The following is a 22,275-nucleotide window of genomic DNA, read 5'->3' as shown; positions in this document are numbered from 1 at the left end:
TGTCAGTTAATTCATGCCTGTCAGATCAAGTCTAAACTATTACATGTCATCCCAGTGCGTGACACTGGTTTTTCATCTGGATTCCAGCATCAAGTGCTGGAATGACATGGCGGACAAGTAGCTCTCTCTCTTGTCATCCAAGTAGCTGACACTGGGATCCAGAAAACTTAATTTAAAAAGTTGTTATTCCAGTACTTCTTCTCTTGTCATCCCAGTCTGGAATCCAGGAGTATAAAAATGGTGAATAAAATTTATGTTAAAAAACTGCTTGTGCTAGTAGTTGATTCTTAATATACTCATTACATAATAATTTAATTTAGAGGTTGATATGCATGGCAATAATGATCCAAATAAAAAAGTACCTGATTCAGGGAGAGTAAAGATTGATCTGAGCAAAATAGATCCAAAGAAAATAGATGATTTTAGAGACATGATTAGACGTGAAGAGGAAAGAAAGAAAAATCAATCTAGTGGTCAGGGCAGCAGTAAATAATTATATTAGTTTAGGGGGGTGGCGTTATGCCTAATAAAAGTAAAATAAATCGAGAATTAGTAAAAGCGTTTAATAGTGTTCTTCTTTCTGATGAGACTGTTATTACTAATCTCACTGTAGAAAAAGATCATATTGTTCTCTCATTTGATAAAGATATGAATATTGGTCAGCGCAAAGACTACTTGAAAAATATGAGAGAGAGTATAGTAGGAAAGTTTTGTGGAGATAATGAAGATGAGGATGAAAAAGTTTTTGTCGAAGAGGCTGCCAATGATCTTTTTTATACAGACTCTTTTCCTTTTAACTTTAAGCAAGGAAAATGGATTACAGATAGTAGCAGACATAGGTTTTCAGTGCCAATTGAAAAAGAGGTAGTTTGTAATCTAAAATATTTGCTAGCTAATGAACTTATACGGTTTACAATAGCACGTATTATGGACGTTCATCCTAAAGGTCCAGATTATGTGAATGAAAATGTATACGATGTGAGTTTTGAAAGAAAATCTTATTTATACTGTAAGGGCTTTGATGATCGAGAATTAAAAGAATCTTTTGTAAAATCATTCTCATCGAGAATGGAAAGTTATGAAAAGAGTCCTAAAAGATTTAAGGGTTTTTTAGAAGAGAAGGGGAATGATGTATATTTAAAGAAAGGCGTTTTTGATGATCTTAAGTTCGTCAAAGACATAGTAAGGCATGAAATATACTTGACATGTCGTTGTTTTGATACTCCAAAAGGCGAGATTGGAGTTACTGACATGCTGAAATTTGCAGTGGTTGATTTGCTTCGTAAAGCAAACATACCAGTTGATCGTATTGTGCGTGACTCTTACTTGAACAGTGACGAAGATTTAATTTTAATTCCTATTGTAAGTTATAATAATGAGGAGGGATATTTAACAAGAGAAGAAGTGAATCACGTTAATAATATGTTTGGTATGGATATATTAAATAGCTTTGAAGGTCGGACTTCACAGAAATCGCTATTGGGCAGTAAAGGAGTGTATGGAATAGATTTTGCTAACCCAGACATTGCTTACTGTGTGATGGATAAGATCATAGAGAGCTCTGTAATCAATAAGGATTATAAACTGTCCATTGATCCTGCACGTGTGCCAGCTATGAAACCACAAACTCTTGCCCCTTCTGAAGAAAAAGTAGGGACGGATGGACCAAGTGCAGATACAAGTGCAGATAGTGGTTTTGGTGATTCACCTAAGAATTCAGTTATAGGTAAATCACATACTGGAAACTCAAGAAAATTACTTGGCCTCAATTACTATGATGAAGATGCACAAAGAATTAAAGATGATAATTCGGCTAAAGATAGTGGCTTTGTCCCTTCTTCAGCACGATCTTCTTTTAATAAGCCCAAAACAACATTTAACCAACCTTCTATATCACAGCCTGACCAATGTTCTGCAAAAAAGCAGACATCAACTAGTAAAAAATCAATTTGCTGTATTTTATAGCTAAAGAAAATTAGACTATTTGAGGACGAATTGTGAATGAAAGTTTATTTGCCAAGGTATAGCTGCCTTGGCCTACAAATCTTGGTTTCTTTATCGTTTACCATTTCATACCACTGGGCAACCCAACCAGTGGTTCTTGCAAGTGCAAAAATGGGTGTAAACATACTTGAAGGGATACCGATAGCATTCATTATTATACCTGAGTAAAAATCAACATTTGGATACAACTTACGTGTAATAAAATACTCATCCTTTAAAGCTATTTCTTCAAGTTTTTTTGCAATTTCAAGTAATTCATTGTTTTGCTCTAGTTTGCTTAAAATCTCATGACAAGCATCCTTTAATATAAGCGCGCGCGGATCATAGTTTTTATAAACACGATGTCCAAATCCCATTAGCTTAAATGGATCTTTATCATCTTTAGCTTTCTCAATGAATCTATCTACATCTCCACTTTGCTCTATCTCTTTTAGCATATTTATAACTGCCTCATTAGCTCCACCGTGTGCTGGACCCCAAAGTGTAGCAACTCCTGCAGACAGGCTTGCAAATAGATTAGAACCAGCTGACCCTACCAATCTGACAGCTGCTGTAGAAGCATTCTGTTCATGATCAGCATGAAGAGTAAATATTTTATCCAGAGCTTTTACAAAAAGGGTGTTATTAACAGCACTGCCAAATATCATATTTAAGAAATTCTCACTATAACTTAATTTATTATTAGCATTTATGAATTCCTGATTGTTGATATGTCTATAAATCATTGCAACAATTGCAGGAACTTTTGCTATTGCAGAAATTCCAAAATCTAAATCTTCACCATTGACATTGTTGCCATGCATTTCATGGTAAGACGCTGACAAATTTGCAAAACATGCAACTAAAATCGACATAGGGTGAGCAGTTTTTGGAAATGCTTTGATTACATTTGTAACTTGCTCTGATACTTTGGATGATTCTTGTATTTTGAGAAGAAATTTTTTGTGTTGCTCTGAACTGGGTAATTCACCATAGAGCAATAAATAAATCACAGCAGTAAAATTATTATTCTCTGCCAAATCAGCTATATTATGTCCCCTATATTTAAGAACTCCTTCATCTCCATCAATGAATGTAATTGTAGAAGAGCATGAAGCTGTAGAAACAAACCCTGGATCGTAAGTGAATAATCCTGTCTTCTTATATAAATCCTTGATATTTAACACGCCAGGACCTACTGTTCCATTTAATACGGGCAGATCAATTTTTGACCCATTACTTAGTTCCAATAATGCTTTTTTATCCATCACTTAAGCTACTTAATTTTATACAGAATATACAAACTGAAGAGTATATATTAATACAGCTAACTTTACATTAACCGTATTAAGCGGTCATCAATGCTTTTACTTTTGCATTTAAGCGACTTATTTTACGCGCAGCGGTATTCCTATGAATGACACCTTTATTTACACATTTGTGTAAATTGGATTCAGCATTCCGAAATGCCAAGACAACATTCTCTTTATCACCAGACTTGATTATATCAACTAATCTTCTAATAGCAGTACGAGTTTTGCTTTTTCGCATCTTATTTACTAAAGTACGCTTTGCTATTACCTTCATCATTTTTTTAGCACTCTTATGATTTGCCATATATTAATACCTGTACTTTTCTTTTAATTATAAAGTTTTTTTGTTAATTTGCAATATCAGTTTTTTCTGCAATTAATCTACTACTTCTTTCTTCAATGATTTTTTCTAAACTTTGCAAGAATTCATTTTTGTTTAACCCAGGATATATGGGAGGTAATATTTCTATTACCGCCTTTCCGGGATTCTTTCTCAGAGAAAGTATGCTTTTTGGCCAAAACAAACCAGTGTTTAAAGCAATCGGTAACACAGGAACAGATAATACGCTATATAAAGCAGCAATACCCGATTGATATTTTATATTTTGGTTTATAGTTGTTCTTGTACCTTCAGGAAATATTATTATGCCTCTATTTTCTTTTATACACACTTTTGCTAATTTCATGATATGACGCACAGAACTAATACCATCTGAGCGGTTAATAAAAATCATTTTTAATGCCATGAGATGCAAACCAATGAATGGAATCCATTTCAATTCACGTTTTAAAATAAAAACTGCTTTTCTAAAGAGTAGTATAAAAATAAATGTTTCAAATGGAGATTGGTGTTTAGATGCAATTATAAAAGGTTGCTTAGGAATGTTTTCCATTCCCCTCACTTCATATTTAATGCCACATAATAAACGCAACATGAATAATACAACTCTCACCGAGCAAACAAGGAAAATGGTTATTACACACTCAGGAAAGAAAATTACAGGGAGAGTAATTAAAGTATAGAATACTTCCCATAATATAAGGAGTAAATTAAATAATAAACTTGCAATCACAAACACACGTAAACTTATTTGAATTTAACTTTACTACAAAACTAAAAGCAATAAGTTTAATTATTGATCATCTGAGTAATAGGATGAGAATCAGCTAATTTGTCCTTTAACTTTTCGTTAGCAATATGAGTATATATTTGTGTTGTAGAAAGATTAGTATGGCCAAGAATTTTTTGTATCAGCACAATATTTGCTCCGCTATTCAGTAGATGGGTAGCAAGAGAATGCCTAATCACATGTGGAGAGATTTTATTTTCATCAATATCGCACTTTCTTGCTAATTCCTTTATTAATTGACCAACTCTTTGCCTTGTAATTGGTTTATTAGGTTTATCACCTGGGAATAGCCAATCAGATTTTTTGTTGTTAGGGAGCAGATTGTCACGAATTGATAAATAATCTTTAAGGCTTTGCAATGCTTGTTGATTAAAAAAGATTTGCCTTTCTCTGCCACTTTTTCCCTTTATTATTATGTAGCCTTCCTTACCATTACTGTTTACTAAATGTGATACTTCACATAACTTCATATTGATTAGTTCAGAAACACGCATCCCGGAAGAGTAAAGAATATCTAAAATTGCACATAGCCTTTTACTGCTTATCTCTTTATTCGATCCGCTTGCTGATTTTTTTACTGTTTCCATGAGCAAAAATATTTCTTGAACACTTAAATACTTAGGCAAAGGACGGGAAACCTTTGGATTTCTTAATTCATTATCATTAGCCGGTGCTGGATTAAAATCTATTATTCCATCATTAAATAGGCACTTATAGAAATTTTTGATAGCAGATATTTTTCTTGATATAGAGCTAGTTTTATATTTCTTTTGTGTACGTAAAAAGTTTACATAATCTTTAATATTAGCTTTACTTGCACCAACTAAGGTAGTCCCTCCTTCTAATAAAAATTTTTCAAGTTGGTGTAAATCTGAACGATAACTTTCCAAAGTATTTTGTGTAGAGGATTTTTCGGAAACCAAAGTATCTATGTAATACGTTATGTAAAGATCCTCTTTTTTATTTTGTGGTTGTTTATTTTTCATTATCAGCTCCTATATTTATTTCTTTGACTATAATTTGATTAAAAGTATTTTTTGTATTTTTTATAAGAAAATATGAGATAAATAAAACATTTATCAATAAAGTAAGTACTACAAACCTTTGTTTTAACCTTTTTTTTAAATTTGATCTTATTTTTACCATATTTCAATTATAACATCAAATCTATAAAAAACATCCTGTAAAGTAAGTTTTACTATCATATAAAATATCCCTTAGCTATGTCTGTTTATGCTTATTACATCATAGCATTTATTATAATTTTAACATAAAGAGATAGTGATTTCAACTTCATTATTGTATGGGTATTAATAAATCTTTAATATATATAACAAATGTCTTGAGCAGAAGGAATCACTTGGGACTTTTTTTTAATAAAGTGTTAATAAAAGGAATGGTTACATTTGATCCTATGGATTCACTATCTATTTTTTCTATAATTTTATTAATGCTGTGGAAAGAACGTTCTATTCTTGCTAGAATATAATTAATCACTTTTAAATCAATTTTTAACTGTTTATCTGAAAATCGTTTTATTAGCATAATTCTTAATAATTCCTCGCTTGCAGGCAAAATTTTTACGCTGGTAGTTGACAATATTCGGGAGCTTAAATCTCTTAGTTTGAAGTTAAGCTTTTTTGGTGAAATTGAAGAAGTGATTAGCAGTCTCTTATCATTTTCTTTCATATAATTATAACAATGTAACAACATTTCCTCATCTTTAATGTTTTGTACATCCTCTAAAATAAACGCATCGCTATACCTCATTTCGCTTACAAAATTATTCACATTGATAAAAATTGCATTGTTTATTGATTGCCAAATATGAGCAAGGTGAGTTTTTCCAGAGCTGTTAGGTCCAAAAAGAATCAGGCATTTCCAAGATAAATCGTTAACTATTGAGTTATATACGTGCTTATTTTCGTCTAAGGTGATATAGTTTTGCCAGCAATAATCAACTTGATTATTGCTAAATAAATTTAATTGCACGTAAAGCCTCTTACATTACTACTTTTTGATAATAATTTTTGCATAAAAATTTACTTGCATCTCTCAAATGTATCAGAGGTCCTTTTTCTTTTTATTGTGAACTAATTAGCCATTTTTATAAAGCTCACTTTCAAAATATTTATTGACTGCATATTCTACTAATACACTGAACATTCCTATTATTGGAATAAAAAATAATATACCTATAAACCCAAAATATGAGGTGCATATGACAACTCCTAAAATAATGATAGTTGGATGTATATGAACTTTTTTTCCTATTAATAAAGGCACTAATATGCTTGAGTCTATTAATTGACCAACACTAAATAATAGCAAGACAGCAGTACTTTCAAACCATCCACTAAATTGAGTAATGGCGCTCAAAAATCCGATAATAGTGTATAATAATGGCCCTATATAGGGTATAAATGTTAATGTTCCTGATAAAATTCCAATAGCTACAGAATGCTTCAGCCCAATTATGCTAAGGCCCACGGAGTAAAAGATCATCATGACTATACATACGTTTAACTGTCCCTTTAGGTAATTAGATATAATGAAATCTACTTTGGAAAAATAACCTGCAGCTTTTTCTCTGTAAAGAATGGGAATTAGTTTATTAGCCTTTTCTACAATTGCAGGCCAATCACGTAATACATAAAAAAACACCACAAGCGTAATAGCTATTAATGATACCATGTAAATCAAATTAAAGCTTGAATTTAGCACTTGAATTATAAGATTACTGCCCATGCTAAGAGCATTTATAAAATAAGATATATAATCACTGTAATTTTCTACTAGATTTTTAGACAAGTGATCAAATAAACTATCTTCAGTTTTTATATTAAGAAATTCTAGCACAGAAGGAATCACTTTAAGCTTTAATGAAGGTATCTTATTCACTAAGAAATTTAATATTAAAGTAATTTGAAAATATATAATAGGTAAAACAAATGTGATAACTAATATAAAAGCTATCAATAAGGTAAGTATTATAAAAACTACAGAACATGAACGTGGTATTCTATATTTTTCAAACTTGGTTACTAGCGGGTTAAATAGATGTGCAACAAAAACAGATATTAGACACGGAACAATCATAGGACGCATCAAAAATAATGCCCCTATTATGAAAAGCAGTACACAACAAATAGTTATATGACGTTTTTGCATGTGTTTAGAATAGTTAATTTACCGAAAAATATACAGTTTTTTGTAAGTACTATCTATTCATTATTTTATTAGGCATGAGATCAGCCAAATTTTCACTCAATTGCCAACTAGATAAAACTCCGTTATGCGGGTTATCTGTAAAGCCTCTCAGATTAACGATCTTAATCGAATTTCTATTTAACAATAGATCATCTACTGCCTTTGCCAATTGTACAGGATATGGTATTAAGGTGTCTCTTTCATGATTAATGACTACTATTGGTATATTATCATTTTGTAGCTTTTGTATATTGCTTACTATATCAAAATCTAAATTTAGGACCTTAAGCATCTTTTTCAATAAGCATGAGGGCAGTACACTTAAAATTTTTGCTTGAGGAATTGGAAAATGCTTTATTGCATTATGAAAAGAGCTGAAAGTGCTAGTAAAAATAACGCCTCCAAGTTTAATATTTTTGTCTGTAAAATATTTTAATACTTCTGATGCAACTGCTCCTCCAAAGGAATGGCCGAAAAGTATGATGTTTTCAGGTTTTACACCCTTGTCCATTAATTCATTGATTTTTTTTATCGAAGACTGAGATAAGCTTTTATTCTTATTTATAAATGGAATCATGAGTATTGATATAGACAAAAAAGTGCAAATCAAAGCTGCTAATATTGCTGAATTCGCTGTCCTAGACGTCATTGGGTTGGTAAATAATATCAGAGCGGGTGATAATATGGATATTCCTAAAAATAAGAAACTAGCTATTGCGTAAGTTATATAGTTTTGAAATGCAATTGGGTATTTATGTGCATGAGTGTAGAAATTAGACCTATGGAGATATGTAGATCTATCTTGTATATACCTGGACGCATTTTTATAATTATCACCTATTCCATGAAAAAATATAAGATGTATCTCATTTTCTTTGTTATACTTAGCAACGTGCATTATTTTCCTCTAGCATATATTACACCTAGTAAAAGAATATTCTTTTTTGAGAATTGGATCAACTTTTTTAAAATGCTAGATAACTTGTATTAACACCGAAAATGGTAAGCATGCACACTAACAGACTTGAGAAATACAAGATAGCAGCATTAATAGTTGCAGCAGGAGTAGGCAGTAGATGCAATGCCAAAATCCCTAAACAGTATATAAAATTGGCAGGTAAGTCTGTTTTATTTCACACAATTAGGAAATTCTTAGCTAATCAGTACATAAGTTACATAAGAGTGGTAGTGAATGAAAGTCAAAAAGATTTCTATAAAGAAGTTACGTCATCAACTATAGATACTAAATTGCTGAGTCCAGTATGTGGAGGAAAAAGCAGGCAGAGTTCAGTTAAACTTGGACTGGAGAGTTTGCAAAAGATCAATCCAGATTTTGTTATTATACATGACGCTTGTAGGCCTTTTGTATCAAATATTCTAATAAACAACTTGATTGAATCTATGATTAATGGTCAATATACAGGAGTAGTTCCAGCAATAGAAGTCGAGGATACTATATCGTTGGTGAGTAATAATTTCATTGAATCTACGATTTCAAGAGAAAAACTTAGAGCCATGCAAACTCCTCAAATTTTTAATTTCAGAGAATTATTATCGTGCCATCAATCAGTCAAAGAATTTACTGATGATTCATCACTAATGGTGGAGCATAAAAAACATGTTGCGATTATTGAAGGTGAGAAAAAGAATTTTAAGTTAACTACAAAAGAGGATATCAATATGGCAAAACTTCTCTTTGGAGAGCCAAAATTCCGTGTCGGAACCGGTTATGATATACATAAATTTGTTAAAATTCAAAATGATGCTAAGAGCTTTATAAAAATTTGCGGTGTGGAAATTGAGCATAATATGGCAATAGAGGCACATTCCGATGGTGATGTTGCAATACATGCAATCGTTGATGCAATACTCGGAGCACTAGGATGTGGCGATATAGGAGAACATTTTCCTCCTAATTCCTCTAAATGGAAGGATTGCAATTCATCTCATTTTCTTGACTTTGCTGCTAAAAAAGCACAGGAAAAAGGATATAGCGTGTCTAATTTAGATATTACTATAGTTTGTGAAGAGCCTAAAATATCGCCTTACAAAGCAGGAATGAAGGAATTCATATCAAAAATATTAGAAATTAATGGTGAATTCGTAAATATCAAAGCAACCACAGCGGAAAAATTAGGTTCTATTGGAAGAAATGAGGGAATAGCAACGTATGCTTCTGTGCTATTGCGTGCAAATTTTTATTGAAGGTAGAAACGAAATAACTTACTTGACAAACTCCACCATTTCACTTCCATTGCAAGGAAAGTGGGAAGGTTTGTCAAGAAATTTCTATGAGCTACTTTCGACATTAATAGCTGATTCAAGTCTTCTATTCAAAATTTTCAATATAAAATCCAATTCATTTGAGTTGTTATAACGTATCATGACTTTACCCTTAGAATTACTGTCATTAATTTTGATCTTTAAACCAAGCTGAGAAGATATAGCTCCTTCTAATGCTGCCATATCTTGATTTTTAGTACAATTATGCTCTTTTCGGTCGTTATTTTGTTGTAAGTCTTTTATCAATTTTTCAGTTTGTCTAACGCTCAGGCCCTGAGAAACTATTCTTTCTGCAATACTTTCCGCATTTTCAACATTAATCAATGCTCTTGCATGACCCATAGACAATTTTTTCTCGTTGATCATTGTTTTTACTCCATTAGGGAGTGACAGCATTCGTATCATATTGGTTATGTGACTGCGGCTTTTACCTAAAGTTAAGGCTAATTCTTCGTGTGTATAGGAGAATTCATCTATTAGTTTTCTGTACGCCTCACCTTCTTCTATTGGATTAATATCTTGCCTCTGTATGTTTTCAATTATCGATACTTCTAAGCATTCCTTGTCATTTAAATCTTTTATGATAACCGGCACACTATCAAGATTTATGACCTTACTTGCTCGCCAACGACGTTCCCCTGCTACTATTTCATAACCTTCATTATTTGGATCTTTGCGCACCACAATAGGTTGTATTATACCATTTTTCTCTATCGAACCTGCAAGTTCTTTTAATGACTCCTCATCAAAATATTTTCTCGGCTGAAATTTGCTCGGGTGTAGTAATGAAATAGGTAACCGATCTTCTTTATTACCATAATTATCGCCTATGAGGCCAGCAAGACCTCTACCTAAGCGCCTATTGTCCTTCACGCTGCACCCTCACTTATCAGCTTTTTCTCTTTACAGATGCTCATGTGTTTCTTTAAAATTTCTTTTGCCAAACTTATATATGCTTGTGCACCAGGACACTTAAGATCATATACAATAGCAGGTTTTCCATGAGAAGGCGCTTCTGATAACCGTACATTACGTGGAATAATGGTCACATACAAGGGGATAATAGTTTTATATACTTTATCATTTAAATATTGGCAAATATCATTTTTAATCTGCTCACTAAGTTTGTTGCGTCTGTCATACATTGTGAGCAATATTCCTTCTATTAACAGGAAAGGGTTTAGGTTATTTCTTTTTATCAGCTCTACAGTCTTAACTAAATGGCTCAATCCTTCCAGAGCGAAAAATTCACACTGAAGAGGAACAATAATCGAGTCAGCAGCGGTCAGAGCATTGATAGTAAGCAGACCAAGTGATGGAGGACAATCGATAATTATGTACTCATAATTATTACGTACTTTCTCTAGCGTATCTTTTAGTACGAATTTTCCCTGCTCAAGTTGTGATAGCTCAATTTCTGCAGCTGATAAGTCAACCACTGATGAAATCAGCGATAGATTTGGAATTTCCTTTATATTGAAAATTGCCGATTCCACCAATTCACTTTCGCTGCTCAGCAGTATTTTATATATATTTTTTTCTTCCCTGCTACGATAAGAAATCCCAAGTCCTGTACTAGCATTTCCTTGAGGGTCAAGATCTACCAGTAAAGTACTTTTTCCCACAGCAGCAAAGGCTGTTGATAAATTTATACTAGTTGTAGTTTTACCAACTCCACCCTTTTGATTTACTATTGCAATGATCTTGCTCACGCCTTTTATCTTATGTATAAAATAACTCTATTGTATATATGCAAGAAATTTTTGCATTAGAAAAATTTTTTTGTTGCCAATCATGCTCAAAGTAAACTGCCTTTTTTTGTCTTGTGTAACACACTTTGAACCTTATTTCCTAACTCATTCAGAGTAAATGGTTTGGGTAAAAAATGGAAGTCTTCTATATTGATTTCATCGCTCTTTAAAAAAGCATCCTCTGTATACCCAGAAATAAAAATAACTTTGATGTTTGGCCTATGTATCAATGTTTCTTTAACTATTTCTGGACCACTCACCTCTGGCATGATTACATCAGTGATTATTAGATCTATGTGTTGATTTTTTTTTCTAATGATCTCTAGTGCCTCGCTGCCTATACTCGCTTCTATTACATTAAATCCTTTTCTTGTAAGAGCCTTAGCAGTAAATTCCCTTACTGAATCTTCATCTTCAATTAATAAAATTATACCATTACCTTTAATCTCTACCGGTTTCTCTATTTCTTTACTATCTTCCTCTTCATCATTTTCATCTGATATGTAAACTATGGGCAAAAATATGCTAAATTTAGTTCCATGATTCACTTTGCTAGCAACATAGATGTATCCTTCGGTTTGTTTAATAATGCCATATACAGTAGAGAGGCCAAGACCTGTACCAGAAGTAATATCTTTGGTAGAAAAAAATGGATCAAATGCCTTTTCAATTATATCACTCGTCATTCCACATCCAGTATCAATCACTTCAATCACAACATAATTCCCATGTTCAATCGTTTCCTTATCTGGAGAAAACATATCCTGAGGTGTAGAATTTAATGAATCAACCTTTTGATTAAAGGTTCGTATAGTTAACTCTCCCCCCTTTTCCATAGCAGCACCAGCATTAACTGCTAAGTTAAGCATAACTTGCTCTAATTGTCCTTGGTCAGCCCTAACAGCACCCAAATCGCTACCATAATAAATATTAAATTTTATATTTTCACCTATTAATCTTTTGATCATTTCATAAAGATTAGCTATCGTACCATTTACATTAATAATCTTTGGCTGCAAAGTCTGTCTTCTTGAAAAAGCAAGCAGTTGTCTTACTAAATTTGACCCACGTTTTGCATTTTGCTGTATCTGTATTATATCTCCAAAAGATGGATCGCTAGCTGAGTGCTGGAGTAAAAGCAAATCACAAAATCCTATTATTCCGGTTAATATATTATTGAAATCATGTGCAATACCACCTGCTAATTGCCCTATAGCTTGCACCTTTTGATAATGCTCAAGTTTTATCTCTAGTTTTTTACGTTCAGTATTATCAATAAAATAACAAAGTATGAACATCACTTTATTATGAAGAAACTTATTAAAATATATTTTCATGTTATTACCGCCATTGAGCTGCACATCAAAGGACGCATTATTTATCCTATTACTTGAAAAATATTCACGCACTTTCATATGATAACCATCTGATATCAATGCAAAGATAGAACCATTATTTGACCCCGCAAGTTTTACTAATGCTATATTTTTCTTTATAAAATTGCCATTTATGTCGCATTGTGCAATAGCAATTGACGAATTTGTAAAACAAGGGTGTAGTTGATAATCAACAATATTTGATTCAGTTGGTGTTATAAAGCCGTGTATATAGCTATGATTGTATTTATCACAAAATATAGCAGTACTCATATAAGCCTTAAATGGAGCACCGCTTATAGTAAAAAACATAATTTCATTTTTGGTTATTGTATCGTCATACTTAGATTGAGATATAAAATCATTGATTGAGCTACCTTTTTCCAATTTTTTTAGTTCAAACATGTCTAAAAATCTTTTATTTACAGATAAGATACCTCCTTTTGTATTTGCAACGTAAGTTGCTATATTGTGTTTCTCTATCAACTCTTCATATACCTGCTCTTTGTTTACCTGTGTTGCCTTCAGTACAAAATACCCATTCGGTCTTGCTATTGGGGCTAATGATAAATTTAAAGTCTTATTACTATTTATAGCAATTTGTGGATTATCCGGTATTGGTTCAGAGAGCAAAAGAAAGTTAGATATTCTACTCTTCTTGCTTAAGGAAATGCATACTTTTACAGAAGTGTTATTTCTTAACGCATGATAGAGTGATTTTCTGTCTTTTTCTGACACATCTCCTGCTTCAAGAATTTTATCTAGCGTAACATCATCGTTTATGTGATCTTTAAACCTTTCGTAGAACCTCGCATCAGCATAAATAATACCCTCATCTTTATGTAAAATGAGACAAAACTCTGTATTATGATTCAGCGCATTTGCAAATATTGCATTTTGAAACTCTATGATATTAAGTAGATACTTGTAACGTTTTATATTATATGCCACAAAGAGAGTCATTAGAATGCTAATTAATAAATTAATCTCTATATTAACATGCTGACTATATACATTAGAAAAATAGAGTACTGATATTGCTATTGGAGGTAAGAACATAATGACTGCCATCACAATAATTGACATCCCATAATTTCTTAGTATGAAGTCAACTCTGTTCTCTTTTTTGTTATCTATGTATCTTTTACTCATTATTATTGCTTGGCATCCTTGCACATATAAAAATATTCTACTATATTGATTTAATTATTATAGATTTATTAACATCCTTGATGGGTAGTTACTATCCCAATCTAATTAATTCCTGTAAATATAGAGTACAATAATATTAATAAGCCAACAGAAGGCATTATGGAAAAACAAAAGACACAAGCATTTGAATGGTTCTGCGCACTGAGAAACAAGATCACCGAATCTTTCTTATCAATTGAGTTACAGTCATTCACAGAACCAAAAATCGAAAAAAGAAAGTGGAACCGACCAGGTGGAGGAAGTGGTGAATCTACAATTATCTTTGGTAATATTTTTGAAAAAGTTGGGGTAAACGTTTCAAGAGTATACGGAAAGCTCGCAGACTCAGCCATTAATGAAATTCCTGGTGCAAGTGAAAGCAATGGAGAGTTTTGGGCAAGCGGTATATCTTTAGTGTCTCACATGCAATCTCCCCTTATCCCTGCAGCACATATGAACACAAGGCTGATATATACCTCAAAACAATGGTTTGGTGGAGGAATGGACTTTACTCCAATTTATAAAGATGAGGGAGATTGCAAGTATATTCACGAATCAATTAAAGCAACTTGCGATGAGTTCAACATCGAATATTATCCGAAATTTAAAAAGCAATGTGATGATTACTTTTTTTTACAACATAGAAAAGAGCCACGTGGTATTGGTGGAATTTTTTATGACAATCTAACTTCTGGCAACTGGAAAAATGATTTTGAGTTCACAAAAGCAGTAGGTGAAGCCTTTTTAGAAATTTACTTACACATCATACACAAACATATGCAAAAATCTTGGACAAAAGAACAACGAGAAGAACAATTGATAAAACGTGGCAGATATGTGGAGTTCAATCTTCTTTATGATCGTGGTACAAGGTTTGGTTTAATGACTAATGGTAACCCCGATGCAATTATGATGTCGATGCCGCCTCTTGTCAAGTGGGTGTGAAAAGCGGTTATTAATATAAAATAAATCGTTATAGTTTAAAATTGTACCACAATGGTGAGCTTTTATATAGAGGGGTACAATCATGGGTATAGTAGATAGTTTTTTAATTAAATCCGCTAGAAATAGCAATATAAGAGGCGTGAGGCTAGCTTTAAGTCTTCATAATATAGTAAACAGCTTTGAAAAACTCTTTTCTAGAATTAATCCTTTTAGGAACAAGGGGTCATTTGACTTGAATAATGATCAAACTTTAAATCGAGCTTTAGAGTATGCAGTAACAAATCTTGATCATAATGTAATGACGTTACTTATTAGTGCTGGAGCAAATATTAATGAAATAAATAATAGTATAGGAAATGTAATCCTTCAATACAAAATAGCATCAGAAGCTATGCAGTACGGAGATAAGGACAGTCTCAAAGATCGTAAAGAAAAATGTTGTTTAGTGCTTGGTGAGCTAATAAAAAAAGAAAGAAAAGAAATATTGGAGATTTTGAAACAAACGGAAAGTTGTGACAAGCTTAAAGAGGAAGTAGAGCTAAAATTTAAGGCCAACTCACCTAAAAAACCTCCTAGAATTTTTGAGCATGATGATATTTTACTTTTAAAAGAGCCCATTTATGATGGGGTATATGACGCTAAGGTTAGTAACTCATTAGAAGAGTTGAGCGTATCGGAAGAATCCATTTATGCTGAAGTATATGATTTGCATAAAAGATCTACTGAAAATTTATCATTGAAAGATAGTGGTTATTCTAGTATATCAGGAGAACCTATTTATGAAGATGTAGATGATTTCTCAGAGCAAAAAAAGCCCACTAGCTTAAATCATAAAGAGCAACCAGAGCCTATTTATGCTAAAGTAGATTTATCGAAAAAGAGATCAGAAAGACAAGCAAAACATATAAAAGATAATTCTGGGACTTATCATGGATTAGTGCAGGATAAAGTGAATAATTTGCAAGTCAAACTAAATTAGCAAAGTGCTAATAAGCCAGCGAGTCAGCAAATCAAGACCAAGGCTGGCTTTAACGTAAAAGAAATAAGGCAAAATTTTGAGCGTAGAGATTCTGGATACGATTCTGGCTATGATTCAGATACAAAAGTTGAACAAAAATTAGATTTAGGATCTAAAGCTCCTAAATCTGAGATAGGTTCAGTAAGCATTGAACATGGGGTAATAGGAGGCTGTCGATATAAAATCACTGATATATCACTCTAACTGTGTGATTCAAAATAATTGAATTGACTTTATATGTATAATCGATATAACTCAGTTAGATTCAAGTCGACTCTTTCGTCTAGTGGTTAGGACACCACCCTTTCACGGTGGTAACACGGGTTCAAATCCCGTAAGAGTCACTCAAACAGAATGCAAATAACTAAAGTTTTGAATGAAAAAAATTAGGCTTTATGTTGAAGAAGCTTTATCACAAAATGTAAGTTTGGCTCTTCATCCACGACAAAGTCACTATATTTACAATGTAATGCGGCTTAAGAAGCATGATAACATCTATCTTTTTAATGGAAAGGATGGAGAATGGTTAGGAGAAGTAGTGAATATATCAAGTAAATCGACAAAAATTATAATAAAAGAACGCACTAAACAACAACAACAACATGAAAAAAATCTATATTTGTATTGTGCTCTGGTAAAAAGCGGCGCCTTAAGCAACATAGTAAGACAAGCAACTGAAATGGGAGTAACCTGCATTCAATTTATTTCAACAGAACGTACAGTAGTAAAAAACATTAACCTAAGTAGAGCGAAATTACAGGCAATTGAAGCTGCGGAACAATCCGGTAGGACAAGTATACCACAGATTTTTCTTCCTATTAATTTTTGTGAATTATCCGATTCCCAGAATAAAAATTTTGTTTTGTGTGATGAAACAGGTGAAGGACAACCTCCTAATAAAGTTCTAAAAGGCAAGAAAAACGTTGCTATTATTGTTGGCCCCGAAGGTGGTTTTTCATCTTACGAACTTGATTCTGCCAATAAATTTTGTCAGAAACTGAGTCTAGGAAAAAGAATTTTGAGAGTTGATACTGCTGTAGTTGCTGCATTAACCTTCACCAATTGGTATAGCTAGATTTTTTAATATGGCTAGTGCAACTTGACACTCTATATAAAGAAATCTGCATTATATTTTTCCTAAAAGAAATAAATGAAACTTGCATTTTTCCGAACTATCGATACTCTTAGTAAAGAAGTCGGGGCGTAGCGCAGCCTGGTAGCGCATTTGGTTTGGGACCAAAGGGTCGGGAGTTCAAATCTCTCCGCCCCGAGATTAGAAAAATTACAAGAGCACTGTAACCTAAAAGCAATTTTTATCAGCAAGTAAATGATTGACAGCAGAATGAAGCTTTTTTCATATAAATCACTGCATATCATATTCTATCGCTCAAGTTTATAAAATAATTGACAATGTTAATTTTCTAATTTATAAATGGATTTTGAAGTGATTACCGAAGGAGGTATAGAGTTTGATTGAAGTATCAGTCCATTATGGTGATGTAGATAGAGCTCTTCCAGTGTTGAGAAAAATAATTCAAAAGGAAGGAAGAGGGCTCAAAATGAAAAAAAAATATCACGAAAAGAAATCAGAGAAAACAGCTAAAAAAAAAGCTGAAGCAAGGAAAAAGAGGTATCAGCAAGAATGCAGAAGACAGCGTTATGGTTGGTAGTTTTTACTAAGGTTAATAATTAGTTATCTTATGAATATTCATGAATATCAAGCAAAGGAAATTTTACACAAGTTTAATGTCCCGGTACCAAAGGGTTTTGTTGCTACATCTGCAGAAGGAGTAGAAACTCAAATAAATCAACTAAAATCTGACGTGTTTGTGGTTAAAGCTCAGATTCATGCAGGTGGTAGGGGTAAGGTTGATGGCGTAAAGCTAGTAAAGTCAACTAAAGAAGCTCAACAACTTGTAAAGGACATGCTTGGCATAACTTTAGTTACTCATCAAACAGGGCCTAGTGGACAGCAGGTAAGAAGAGTATACATTGAGGAAGGTTCAAGCATTAAAAAAGAGTACTATTTGAGTCTAGTAGTTGATCCAAAGCTCAGTAGGTTAGTATTTATATTTTCCTCAGAAGGTGGAATGGATATTGAAGAAGTGGCAAAAAATTCTCCTACAAAAATTGTGAAATTTGATATTGACCCTGCTACTGGTTTTACAAATCTTGATAACAGTAAACTTGCCAATAATTTTAATTTGAATTCAGAACAAATAGAAAGAATAACAAATATTGCAAAAAATATATATGATGCGTTTATTACAACTGATGCAAGCCAAATAGAAATTAACCCACTAGTTGAAACAAATTCCGGGGATTTTGTTGCACTTGATGCTAAAATTAATTTTGATGACAACGCTTTATATCGTCATCCAGAAATCGTGCAGCTTCGTGATTATGATGAAGAAGTTAAAGAAGAGATAGAAGCTTCAAAACATGGACTTAGTTACATCAAAATGGATGGCAATATTGGTTGCATGGTGAACGGTGCAGGTCTTGCTATGGCAACAATGGATATAATAAAGTACTATGGAGCAGAGCCTGCTAACTTTCTAGATGTTGGTGGTGGAGCAAGTAAGGAAACTGTCACTGAAGCATTTAAAATTATATTATCTGATAGTAATGTACAAGGAATTTTGGTTAATATATTTGGCGGTATAATGCGTTGTGATATCATTGCAAATGGAATAGTTGAAGCTGCAAAAGAAATAGATATTAAGGTCCCTTTAGTGGTTAGATTATCAGGCACTAACTTTAAAGAAGGAAAAAGAATTTTAGAAGAGTCAGGGCTAAATATTATTGCTGCAGACGAACTTGACGAGGCTGCACAGAAAATAGTACAAGAGGTGAAGTAGAGTATGTCTGTTTTAGTAAATAAAGATACAAGATTAATATGCCAGGGCTTTACTGGTGCACAAGGTACATTTCATTCAGAACAAGCAATTAGCTATGGAACCAAAATGGTTGGCGGTGTAACTCCTAGCAAGGGTGGAAGCACTCACCTTAATTTACCAGTTTTTAATACCGTAGCAGAAGCTAAAGAAAAAACTGATGTGAATGCTACTGTGATATATGTACCTGCTAAATTTGCAGCTGATGCAATACTTGAGGCAATAGATGCAGAGATAGAATTAATAGTTTGCATCACAGAGGGCATTCCTATACTTGACATGGTAAAGGTAAAGCACGCTCTCGCTGGTTCAAACAGTCGATTGATTGGCCCAAACTGTCCAGGGGTTATTACACCCGAAGAATGCAAAATAGGAATTATGCCAGGACATATTCACAGACGTGGACATATAGGAATTATGTCTCGTTCTGGAACTTTAACTTATGAAGCGGTAGCACAAACAACCGCTGTTGGTCTTGGTCAGTCAACATGTATAGGAATTGGAGGGGATCCTGTTCATGGTATGACGTTTGTTGACTGTATGGAGCTCTTTTTAAAAGATGACGATACTTATGGTATTGTAGTTATTGGTGAAATAGGTGGAAACGAAGAAGAGGATGTATCACATTTTGTGAAAACAGAAAAAACTAAAAAGCCAATCGTTGGTTTTGTAGCAGGTCAAACAGCACCTCCAGGAAGACGTATGGGGCACGCTGGGGCTATTATCTCCTCTAGTGGCGGAAGTGCTGGTGCAAAATTAGAGGTTATGCGCAGTGCTGGGATTGCGATTGCAGAAACCCCTGCTGTGATTGGTAAAAAGGTGTTAGAAGTAATGAGTGTCAGTGCCTAGCCTAGGTCATAAAAACCCTATATCCCCAGTCATCAGTATATTTTTTGACCACTCAATCAGTAACTGACCTCCTGGTAAATGCACTGAAGTTTGTTTAGTAGCCAAACACTTACGAAGTATAGATGCAACAAATGCTGCACAAGCCGCACTACCACATGAAGCAGTAATACCTGTTCCTCTTTCCCAAACTCTTAAGTTTATTTCTCCAGATTTTTCTATTTGTGCAATACTAACATTTGTTTTCTGAGGAAATAATTCATGATTTTCTAGCTTTGGTCCTAAATTCTGCAATGGTATTTCGCTTATGTTATCAACAAAAAAAACTATATGAGGGTTACCAATATTTACTGCAACTGGCTCTTTCAGCATTTCAAGCTCTATAGGTAGATAAAGGGGATCGCATTCACAAGAAAGAGGAATTTCATTCCATTTAAGCAGTGGTTTACCCATATTGACCTTTATTGATTTATCACCTACTTTAAAACATTCTAAGATACGATTATTTATCAGCTCAATAGTGATATATTCAGTACCTTTTTCTAACATTATCAAATATCCAACACAGCGTGCTGCGTTTCCACACATTTCAGCTCGACTACCGTCAGCATTGTAGATATGCATAAAGCAGTTTGCAGCATTAGACATTGTTATAATTATCACTTGATCACAACTGCCTTGATCAGCAATTTGTCTATAATTCCAGTCTAAATTATTTGCTGAACGTGAGTCTATGATAACAAAACTATTGCCAGTACCGTGCATCTTTACAAACGGGATCTTGTCTGTTAGGTTACTTACCATTATAGCAAAATTATATAAGTGAAAATTTTTCTTCTAATTACAGCTGTTTTGTATTCTATAGTTTTCTGTAATGTGAGTGCTAAGTCAATACCGGAGAACAGCAAAATGCTCTTTTGGCAAACTGGAGTTAGAAAGGGAGCAAATGTTTTCAATAGAAAAGTTGATAGTGACTTAATCAAAGCAGCAAAGGAATACAAAATTGGTTTTATTCGTCTTGCTCCTGACAAATTTGAAACTACGCAACGTGACTTCCTCTTAGGCAATGCAGACAATTATCCGGGCCTGATTTCCAAAGATCTGAAAGTTCTGAAAGATGTTTTAGATGCTTTTCATCAACAAAAAATACCAGTAGTATTAACGATGCTTAGCTTACCTGGATCTCGGTGGAGGCAAAACAATAACGATAGAGATGATTTGCGTTTATGGAAAAATCAAGATTTTCAAAAGCAAGCAGCAAAATTTTGGCAAGATCTTGCAAGAGAACTTAAGGACCATCCTGCCATTGTTGGATATAATATCTTAAATGAACCACATCCAGAAAGGCTTTATAATACTAACAATTCTGCCATTCATAATGTAGAACAAAGTCGAATTCAGAAAGATTTATTTAGGTTTTATAGCAGCATGGTATATAGCATCCGCCGAATTGACCTAAAAACCCCTATCATACTGGACAGCGCCGGACAGATAAAACCTGTCAAACCAAAAAGAAACTTCCTAGCTGAGTGTATGGCAAATTTTATGTATAATTTTGTAGAGAAGAGCTTTTTGCAGTTATAGCCGAACTGTGCAATGGTGCCTTAAGTGCCCGTAGGACAGCGTGGCTTTGGAGGAACGGTCGAACCACTGATTGAGCCTTTTGGGCTACCTCGATTAGAAGAATGTATAACTCAACCGTCCCAAGCTTAAGCACTTCTCAATTATGGATTATTATATAATGGAGATTAAAAATGGCAAAGTTCAAAAGTAAATTAGAGATCTAATGCAGCAGGAATCGATGTTGGCTCGGCTGTACATTATGTATGTGTACCCGAAGGAAGCGATGAACAACGTATACAAAAATTTAGCTGCTTTACGGAAGATCTCTACAACATAGCAAAATGGTTGAAAAAATGTAAAGTTAATACAGTAGCCATGGAGTCAACAGGAGTGTACTGGATTCCTTTGTTTCAAGTACTTGAATCACACGGATTTGAAGTAAAACTGGTAAACGCAAAACATGTTAAAAATGTACCTGGGAGAAAATCAGATGTGCAAATGGATTCAACAACTACACAGTTACGGGTTACTCCAAGGGTCATTTAGGCCAGATGATCAAATGTGTGTATTGCGTAGTTATGTTCGGCAACGTAAAAATTTAATTGAAAATGCTTCTACACATACTTTGCGTATGCAAAAAGCGCTAACACAAATGAATATTCAACTACATAAAGTTATAAGCGATACAACTGGTGTAACTGGAATGCAAATTATTAAAGCAATAATATGTAATAGTTTAGACTTGATCTGACAGGCATGAATTAACTGA

General features: G+C 33.4%; 21 protein-coding genes, 2 tRNA genes and 1 pseudogene. 13 read left to right on the top strand and 11 right to left on the bottom strand.

What is annotated here, in order from left to right:
- The first annotated feature begins 328 nt into the window (after nt 1–328).
- Both JR053_RS02445 and JR053_RS02440 read left to right on the top strand, forming a co-directional pair.
- Complete coding sequence (locus JR053_RS02445; RefSeq protein ID WP_010404042.1) at nt 329–493, top strand: hypothetical protein; 165 nt, start codon at nt 329–331, stop codon at nt 491–493.
- Between the two features lie 26 nt (nt 494–519).
- Nucleotides 520–1,965, top strand: a complete 1,446-nt coding sequence (locus tag JR053_RS02440; RefSeq protein WP_416603427.1) for a hypothetical protein — start codon at nt 520–522, stop codon at nt 1,963–1,965.
- Nucleotides 1,966–2,009: 44 nt separating this feature from the next.
- Here JR053_RS02440 and JR053_RS02435 read toward each other — a convergent pair whose 3' ends face one another.
- The 7 genes from JR053_RS02435 to JR053_RS02405 form a co-directional block, all read right to left on the bottom strand.
- Nucleotides 2,010–3,251, bottom strand: a complete 1,242-nt coding sequence (locus JR053_RS02435; RefSeq protein ID WP_010404038.1) for a citrate synthase — start codon at nt 3,249–3,251, stop codon at nt 2,010–2,012.
- Nucleotides 3,252–3,330: 79 nt separating this feature from the next.
- Entirely contained in the window at nt 3,331–3,600 is a 270-nt protein-coding gene (gene rpsT / locus JR053_RS02430; protein ID WP_007302369.1) for a 30S ribosomal protein S20, read from the bottom strand.
- A gap of 43 nt (nt 3,601–3,643) precedes the next feature.
- Nucleotides 3,644–4,369 (bottom strand): lysophospholipid acyltransferase family protein, encoded by a 726-nt coding sequence (locus JR053_RS02425; protein ID WP_029237643.1) that lies wholly within the window; start codon nt 4,367–4,369, stop codon nt 3,644–3,646.
- 56 nt (nt 4,370–4,425) lie between these two features.
- Nucleotides 4,426–5,412, bottom strand: a complete 987-nt coding sequence (locus tag JR053_RS02420) for a site-specific tyrosine recombinase (RefSeq protein ID WP_010404031.1) — start codon at nt 5,410–5,412, stop codon at nt 4,426–4,428.
- A gap of 370 nt (nt 5,413–5,782) precedes the next feature.
- Nucleotides 5,783–6,418 carry a DnaA ATPase domain-containing protein gene (locus JR053_RS02415; RefSeq protein ID WP_064085999.1) on the bottom strand — a complete coding sequence of 212 codons (636 nt, stop codon included), beginning with the start codon at nt 6,416–6,418 and terminating at the stop codon, nt 5,783–5,785.
- A 105-nt stretch (nt 6,419–6,523) separates the two neighbouring features.
- Nucleotides 6,524–7,597, bottom strand: coding sequence for an AI-2E family transporter (locus tag JR053_RS02410; RefSeq protein WP_264375194.1), 1,074 nt, complete (start codon nt 7,595–7,597; stop codon nt 6,524–6,526).
- Nucleotides 7,598–7,646: 49 nt separating this feature from the next.
- Complete coding sequence (locus tag JR053_RS02405) at nt 7,647–8,534, bottom strand: alpha/beta hydrolase family protein (RefSeq protein ID WP_236607922.1); 888 nt, start codon at nt 8,532–8,534, stop codon at nt 7,647–7,649.
- Between the two features lie 101 nt (nt 8,535–8,635).
- On the opposite strand from JR053_RS02405, the gene ispD reads away from it, so the two are divergent.
- A complete protein-coding gene (gene ispD, locus JR053_RS02400; protein ID WP_029237641.1) occupies nt 8,636–9,841 on the top strand; it encodes a 2-C-methyl-D-erythritol 4-phosphate cytidylyltransferase in 1,206 nt (401 codons plus the stop codon).
- Between the two features lie 84 nt (nt 9,842–9,925).
- On the opposite strand, the gene JR053_RS02395 is transcribed toward ispD, so the two are convergent.
- The 3 genes from JR053_RS02395 to JR053_RS02385 all read right to left on the bottom strand — a co-directional run bounded on the left by JR053_RS02395 (nt 9,926) and on the right by JR053_RS02385 (nt 14,198).
- Nucleotides 9,926–10,792 (bottom strand): ParB/RepB/Spo0J family partition protein, encoded by an 867-nt coding sequence (locus JR053_RS02395; protein ID WP_010404003.1) that lies wholly within the window; start codon nt 10,790–10,792, stop codon nt 9,926–9,928.
- The gene (locus JR053_RS02390; RefSeq protein ID WP_010404000.1) at nt 10,789–11,631 is read right to left on the bottom strand and encodes a ParA family protein; all 843 of its coding nucleotides are present in this window, start codon (nt 11,629–11,631) and stop codon (nt 10,789–10,791) included. The genes JR053_RS02395 and JR053_RS02390 overlap by 4 nt, the downstream gene beginning before the upstream one ends.
- A gap of 86 nt (nt 11,632–11,717) precedes the next feature.
- Nucleotides 11,718–14,198, bottom strand: coding sequence for a response regulator (locus tag JR053_RS02385; protein WP_010403996.1), 2,481 nt, complete (start codon nt 14,196–14,198; stop codon nt 11,718–11,720).
- 159 nt (nt 14,199–14,357) lie between these two features.
- Between JR053_RS02385 and hemF the strand changes: the two genes are divergently transcribed.
- From hemF to sucD, 8 genes are all read left to right on the top strand, one after another.
- The gene (hemF, locus tag JR053_RS02380) at nt 14,358–15,182 is read left to right on the top strand and encodes an oxygen-dependent coproporphyrinogen oxidase (RefSeq protein WP_010403993.1); all 825 of its coding nucleotides are present in this window, start codon (nt 14,358–14,360) and stop codon (nt 15,180–15,182) included.
- Nucleotides 15,183–15,264: 82 nt separating this feature from the next.
- Entirely contained in the window at nt 15,265–16,161 is an 897-nt protein-coding gene (locus JR053_RS02375) for a hypothetical protein (RefSeq protein WP_010403990.1), read from the top strand.
- 311 nt (nt 16,162–16,472) lie between these two features.
- Nucleotides 16,473–16,544 (top strand) — tRNA-Glu (locus JR053_RS02370).
- A 32-nt stretch (nt 16,545–16,576) separates the two neighbouring features.
- Entirely contained in the window at nt 16,577–17,275 is a 699-nt protein-coding gene (locus JR053_RS02365; RefSeq protein WP_010403987.1) for a 16S rRNA (uracil(1498)-N(3))-methyltransferase, read from the top strand.
- A 122-nt stretch (nt 17,276–17,397) separates the two neighbouring features.
- A tRNA-Pro gene (locus JR053_RS02360) sits at nt 17,398–17,471 on the top strand.
- A 198-nt stretch (nt 17,472–17,669) separates the two neighbouring features.
- A complete protein-coding gene (gene rpsU, locus JR053_RS02355; RefSeq protein WP_007302350.1) occupies nt 17,670–17,870 on the top strand; it encodes a 30S ribosomal protein S21 in 201 nt (66 codons plus the stop codon).
- A 30-nt stretch (nt 17,871–17,900) separates the two neighbouring features.
- Nucleotides 17,901–19,061 (top strand): ADP-forming succinate--CoA ligase subunit beta, encoded by a 1,161-nt coding sequence (gene sucC / locus JR053_RS02350; RefSeq protein ID WP_010403984.1) that lies wholly within the window; start codon nt 17,901–17,903, stop codon nt 19,059–19,061.
- Nucleotides 19,062–19,064: 3 nt separating this feature from the next.
- A complete protein-coding gene (sucD, locus tag JR053_RS02345; protein WP_010403981.1) occupies nt 19,065–19,946 on the top strand; it encodes a succinate--CoA ligase subunit alpha in 882 nt (293 codons plus the stop codon).
- A gap of 6 nt (nt 19,947–19,952) precedes the next feature.
- On the opposite strand, the gene dapF is transcribed toward sucD, so the two are convergent.
- Nucleotides 19,953–20,747 carry a diaminopimelate epimerase gene (dapF, locus tag JR053_RS02340; RefSeq protein WP_010403976.1) on the bottom strand — a complete coding sequence of 265 codons (795 nt, stop codon included), beginning with the start codon at nt 20,745–20,747 and terminating at the stop codon, nt 19,953–19,955.
- Between the two features lie 72 nt (nt 20,748–20,819).
- Here dapF and JR053_RS02335 point away from each other — a divergent pair, with 72 nt between their 5' ends.
- Both JR053_RS02335 and JR053_RS02330 read left to right on the top strand, forming a co-directional pair.
- A complete protein-coding gene (locus JR053_RS02335; RefSeq protein WP_416603418.1) occupies nt 20,820–21,527 on the top strand; it encodes a cellulase family glycosylhydrolase in 708 nt (235 codons plus the stop codon).
- Nucleotides 21,528–21,697: 170 nt separating this feature from the next.
- Nucleotides 21,698–22,233, top strand: a pseudogene (locus JR053_RS02330) (IS110 family RNA-guided transposase); the annotation flags it as partial.
- Between the last annotated feature and the right edge of the window lie 42 nt (nt 22,234–22,275).

The sequence above is a fragment of the Wolbachia endosymbiont of Nasonia vitripennis genome (assembly GCF_048054115.1).
Taxonomy (GTDB): domain Bacteria; phylum Pseudomonadota; class Alphaproteobacteria; order Rickettsiales; family Anaplasmataceae; genus Wolbachia.
The sequence above is the reverse complement of the archived record's forward strand: the minus strand, read 5'-3'. Positions and strand labels throughout refer to the sequence as shown.

Bases quoted from the DNA above. Each gene is read 5' to 3' on its own strand.
- JR053_RS02440 (WP_416603427.1), top strand. From the start codon at position 520: ATGCCTAATAAAAGTAAAATAAATCGAGAATTAGTAAAAGCGTTTAAT.
- JR053_RS02405 (WP_236607922.1), bottom strand. From the start codon at position 8,534: ATGCACGTTGCTAAGTATAACAAAGAAAATGAGATACATCTTATATTT.
- sucD (WP_010403981.1), top strand. From the start codon at position 19,065: ATGTCTGTTTTAGTAAATAAAGATACAAGATTAATATGCCAGGGCTTT.
- JR053_RS02410 (WP_264375194.1), bottom strand. From the start codon at position 7,597: ATGCAAAAACGTCATATAACTATTTGTTGTGTACTGCTTTTCATAATA.
- hemF (WP_010403993.1), top strand. From the start codon at position 14,358: ATGGAAAAACAAAAGACACAAGCATTTGAATGGTTCTGCGCACTGAGA.
- JR053_RS02435 (WP_010404038.1), bottom strand. From the start codon at position 3,251: ATGGATAAAAAAGCATTATTGGAACTAAGTAATGGGTCAAAAATTGAT.
- JR053_RS02445 (WP_010404042.1), top strand. From the start codon at position 329: ATGCATGGCAATAATGATCCAAATAAAAAAGTACCTGATTCAGGGAGA.
- JR053_RS02365 (WP_010403987.1), top strand. From the start codon at position 16,577: ATGAAAAAAATTAGGCTTTATGTTGAAGAAGCTTTATCACAAAATGTA.
- JR053_RS02420 (WP_010404031.1), bottom strand. From the start codon at position 5,412: ATGAAAAATAAACAACCACAAAATAAAAAAGAGGATCTTTACATAACG.
- JR053_RS02385 (WP_010403996.1), bottom strand. From the start codon at position 14,198: ATGAGTAAAAGATACATAGATAACAAAAAAGAGAACAGAGTTGACTTC.
- ispD (WP_029237641.1), top strand. From the start codon at position 8,636: ATGGTAAGCATGCACACTAACAGACTTGAGAAATACAAGATAGCAGCA.
- rpsT (WP_007302369.1), bottom strand. From the start codon at position 3,600: ATGGCAAATCATAAGAGTGCTAAAAAAATGATGAAGGTAATAGCAAAG.
- JR053_RS02375 (WP_010403990.1), top strand. From the start codon at position 15,265: ATGGGTATAGTAGATAGTTTTTTAATTAAATCCGCTAGAAATAGCAAT.
- sucC (WP_010403984.1), top strand. From the start codon at position 17,901: ATGAATATTCATGAATATCAAGCAAAGGAAATTTTACACAAGTTTAAT.
- dapF (WP_010403976.1), bottom strand. From the start codon at position 20,747: ATGGTAAGTAACCTAACAGACAAGATCCCGTTTGTAAAGATGCACGGT.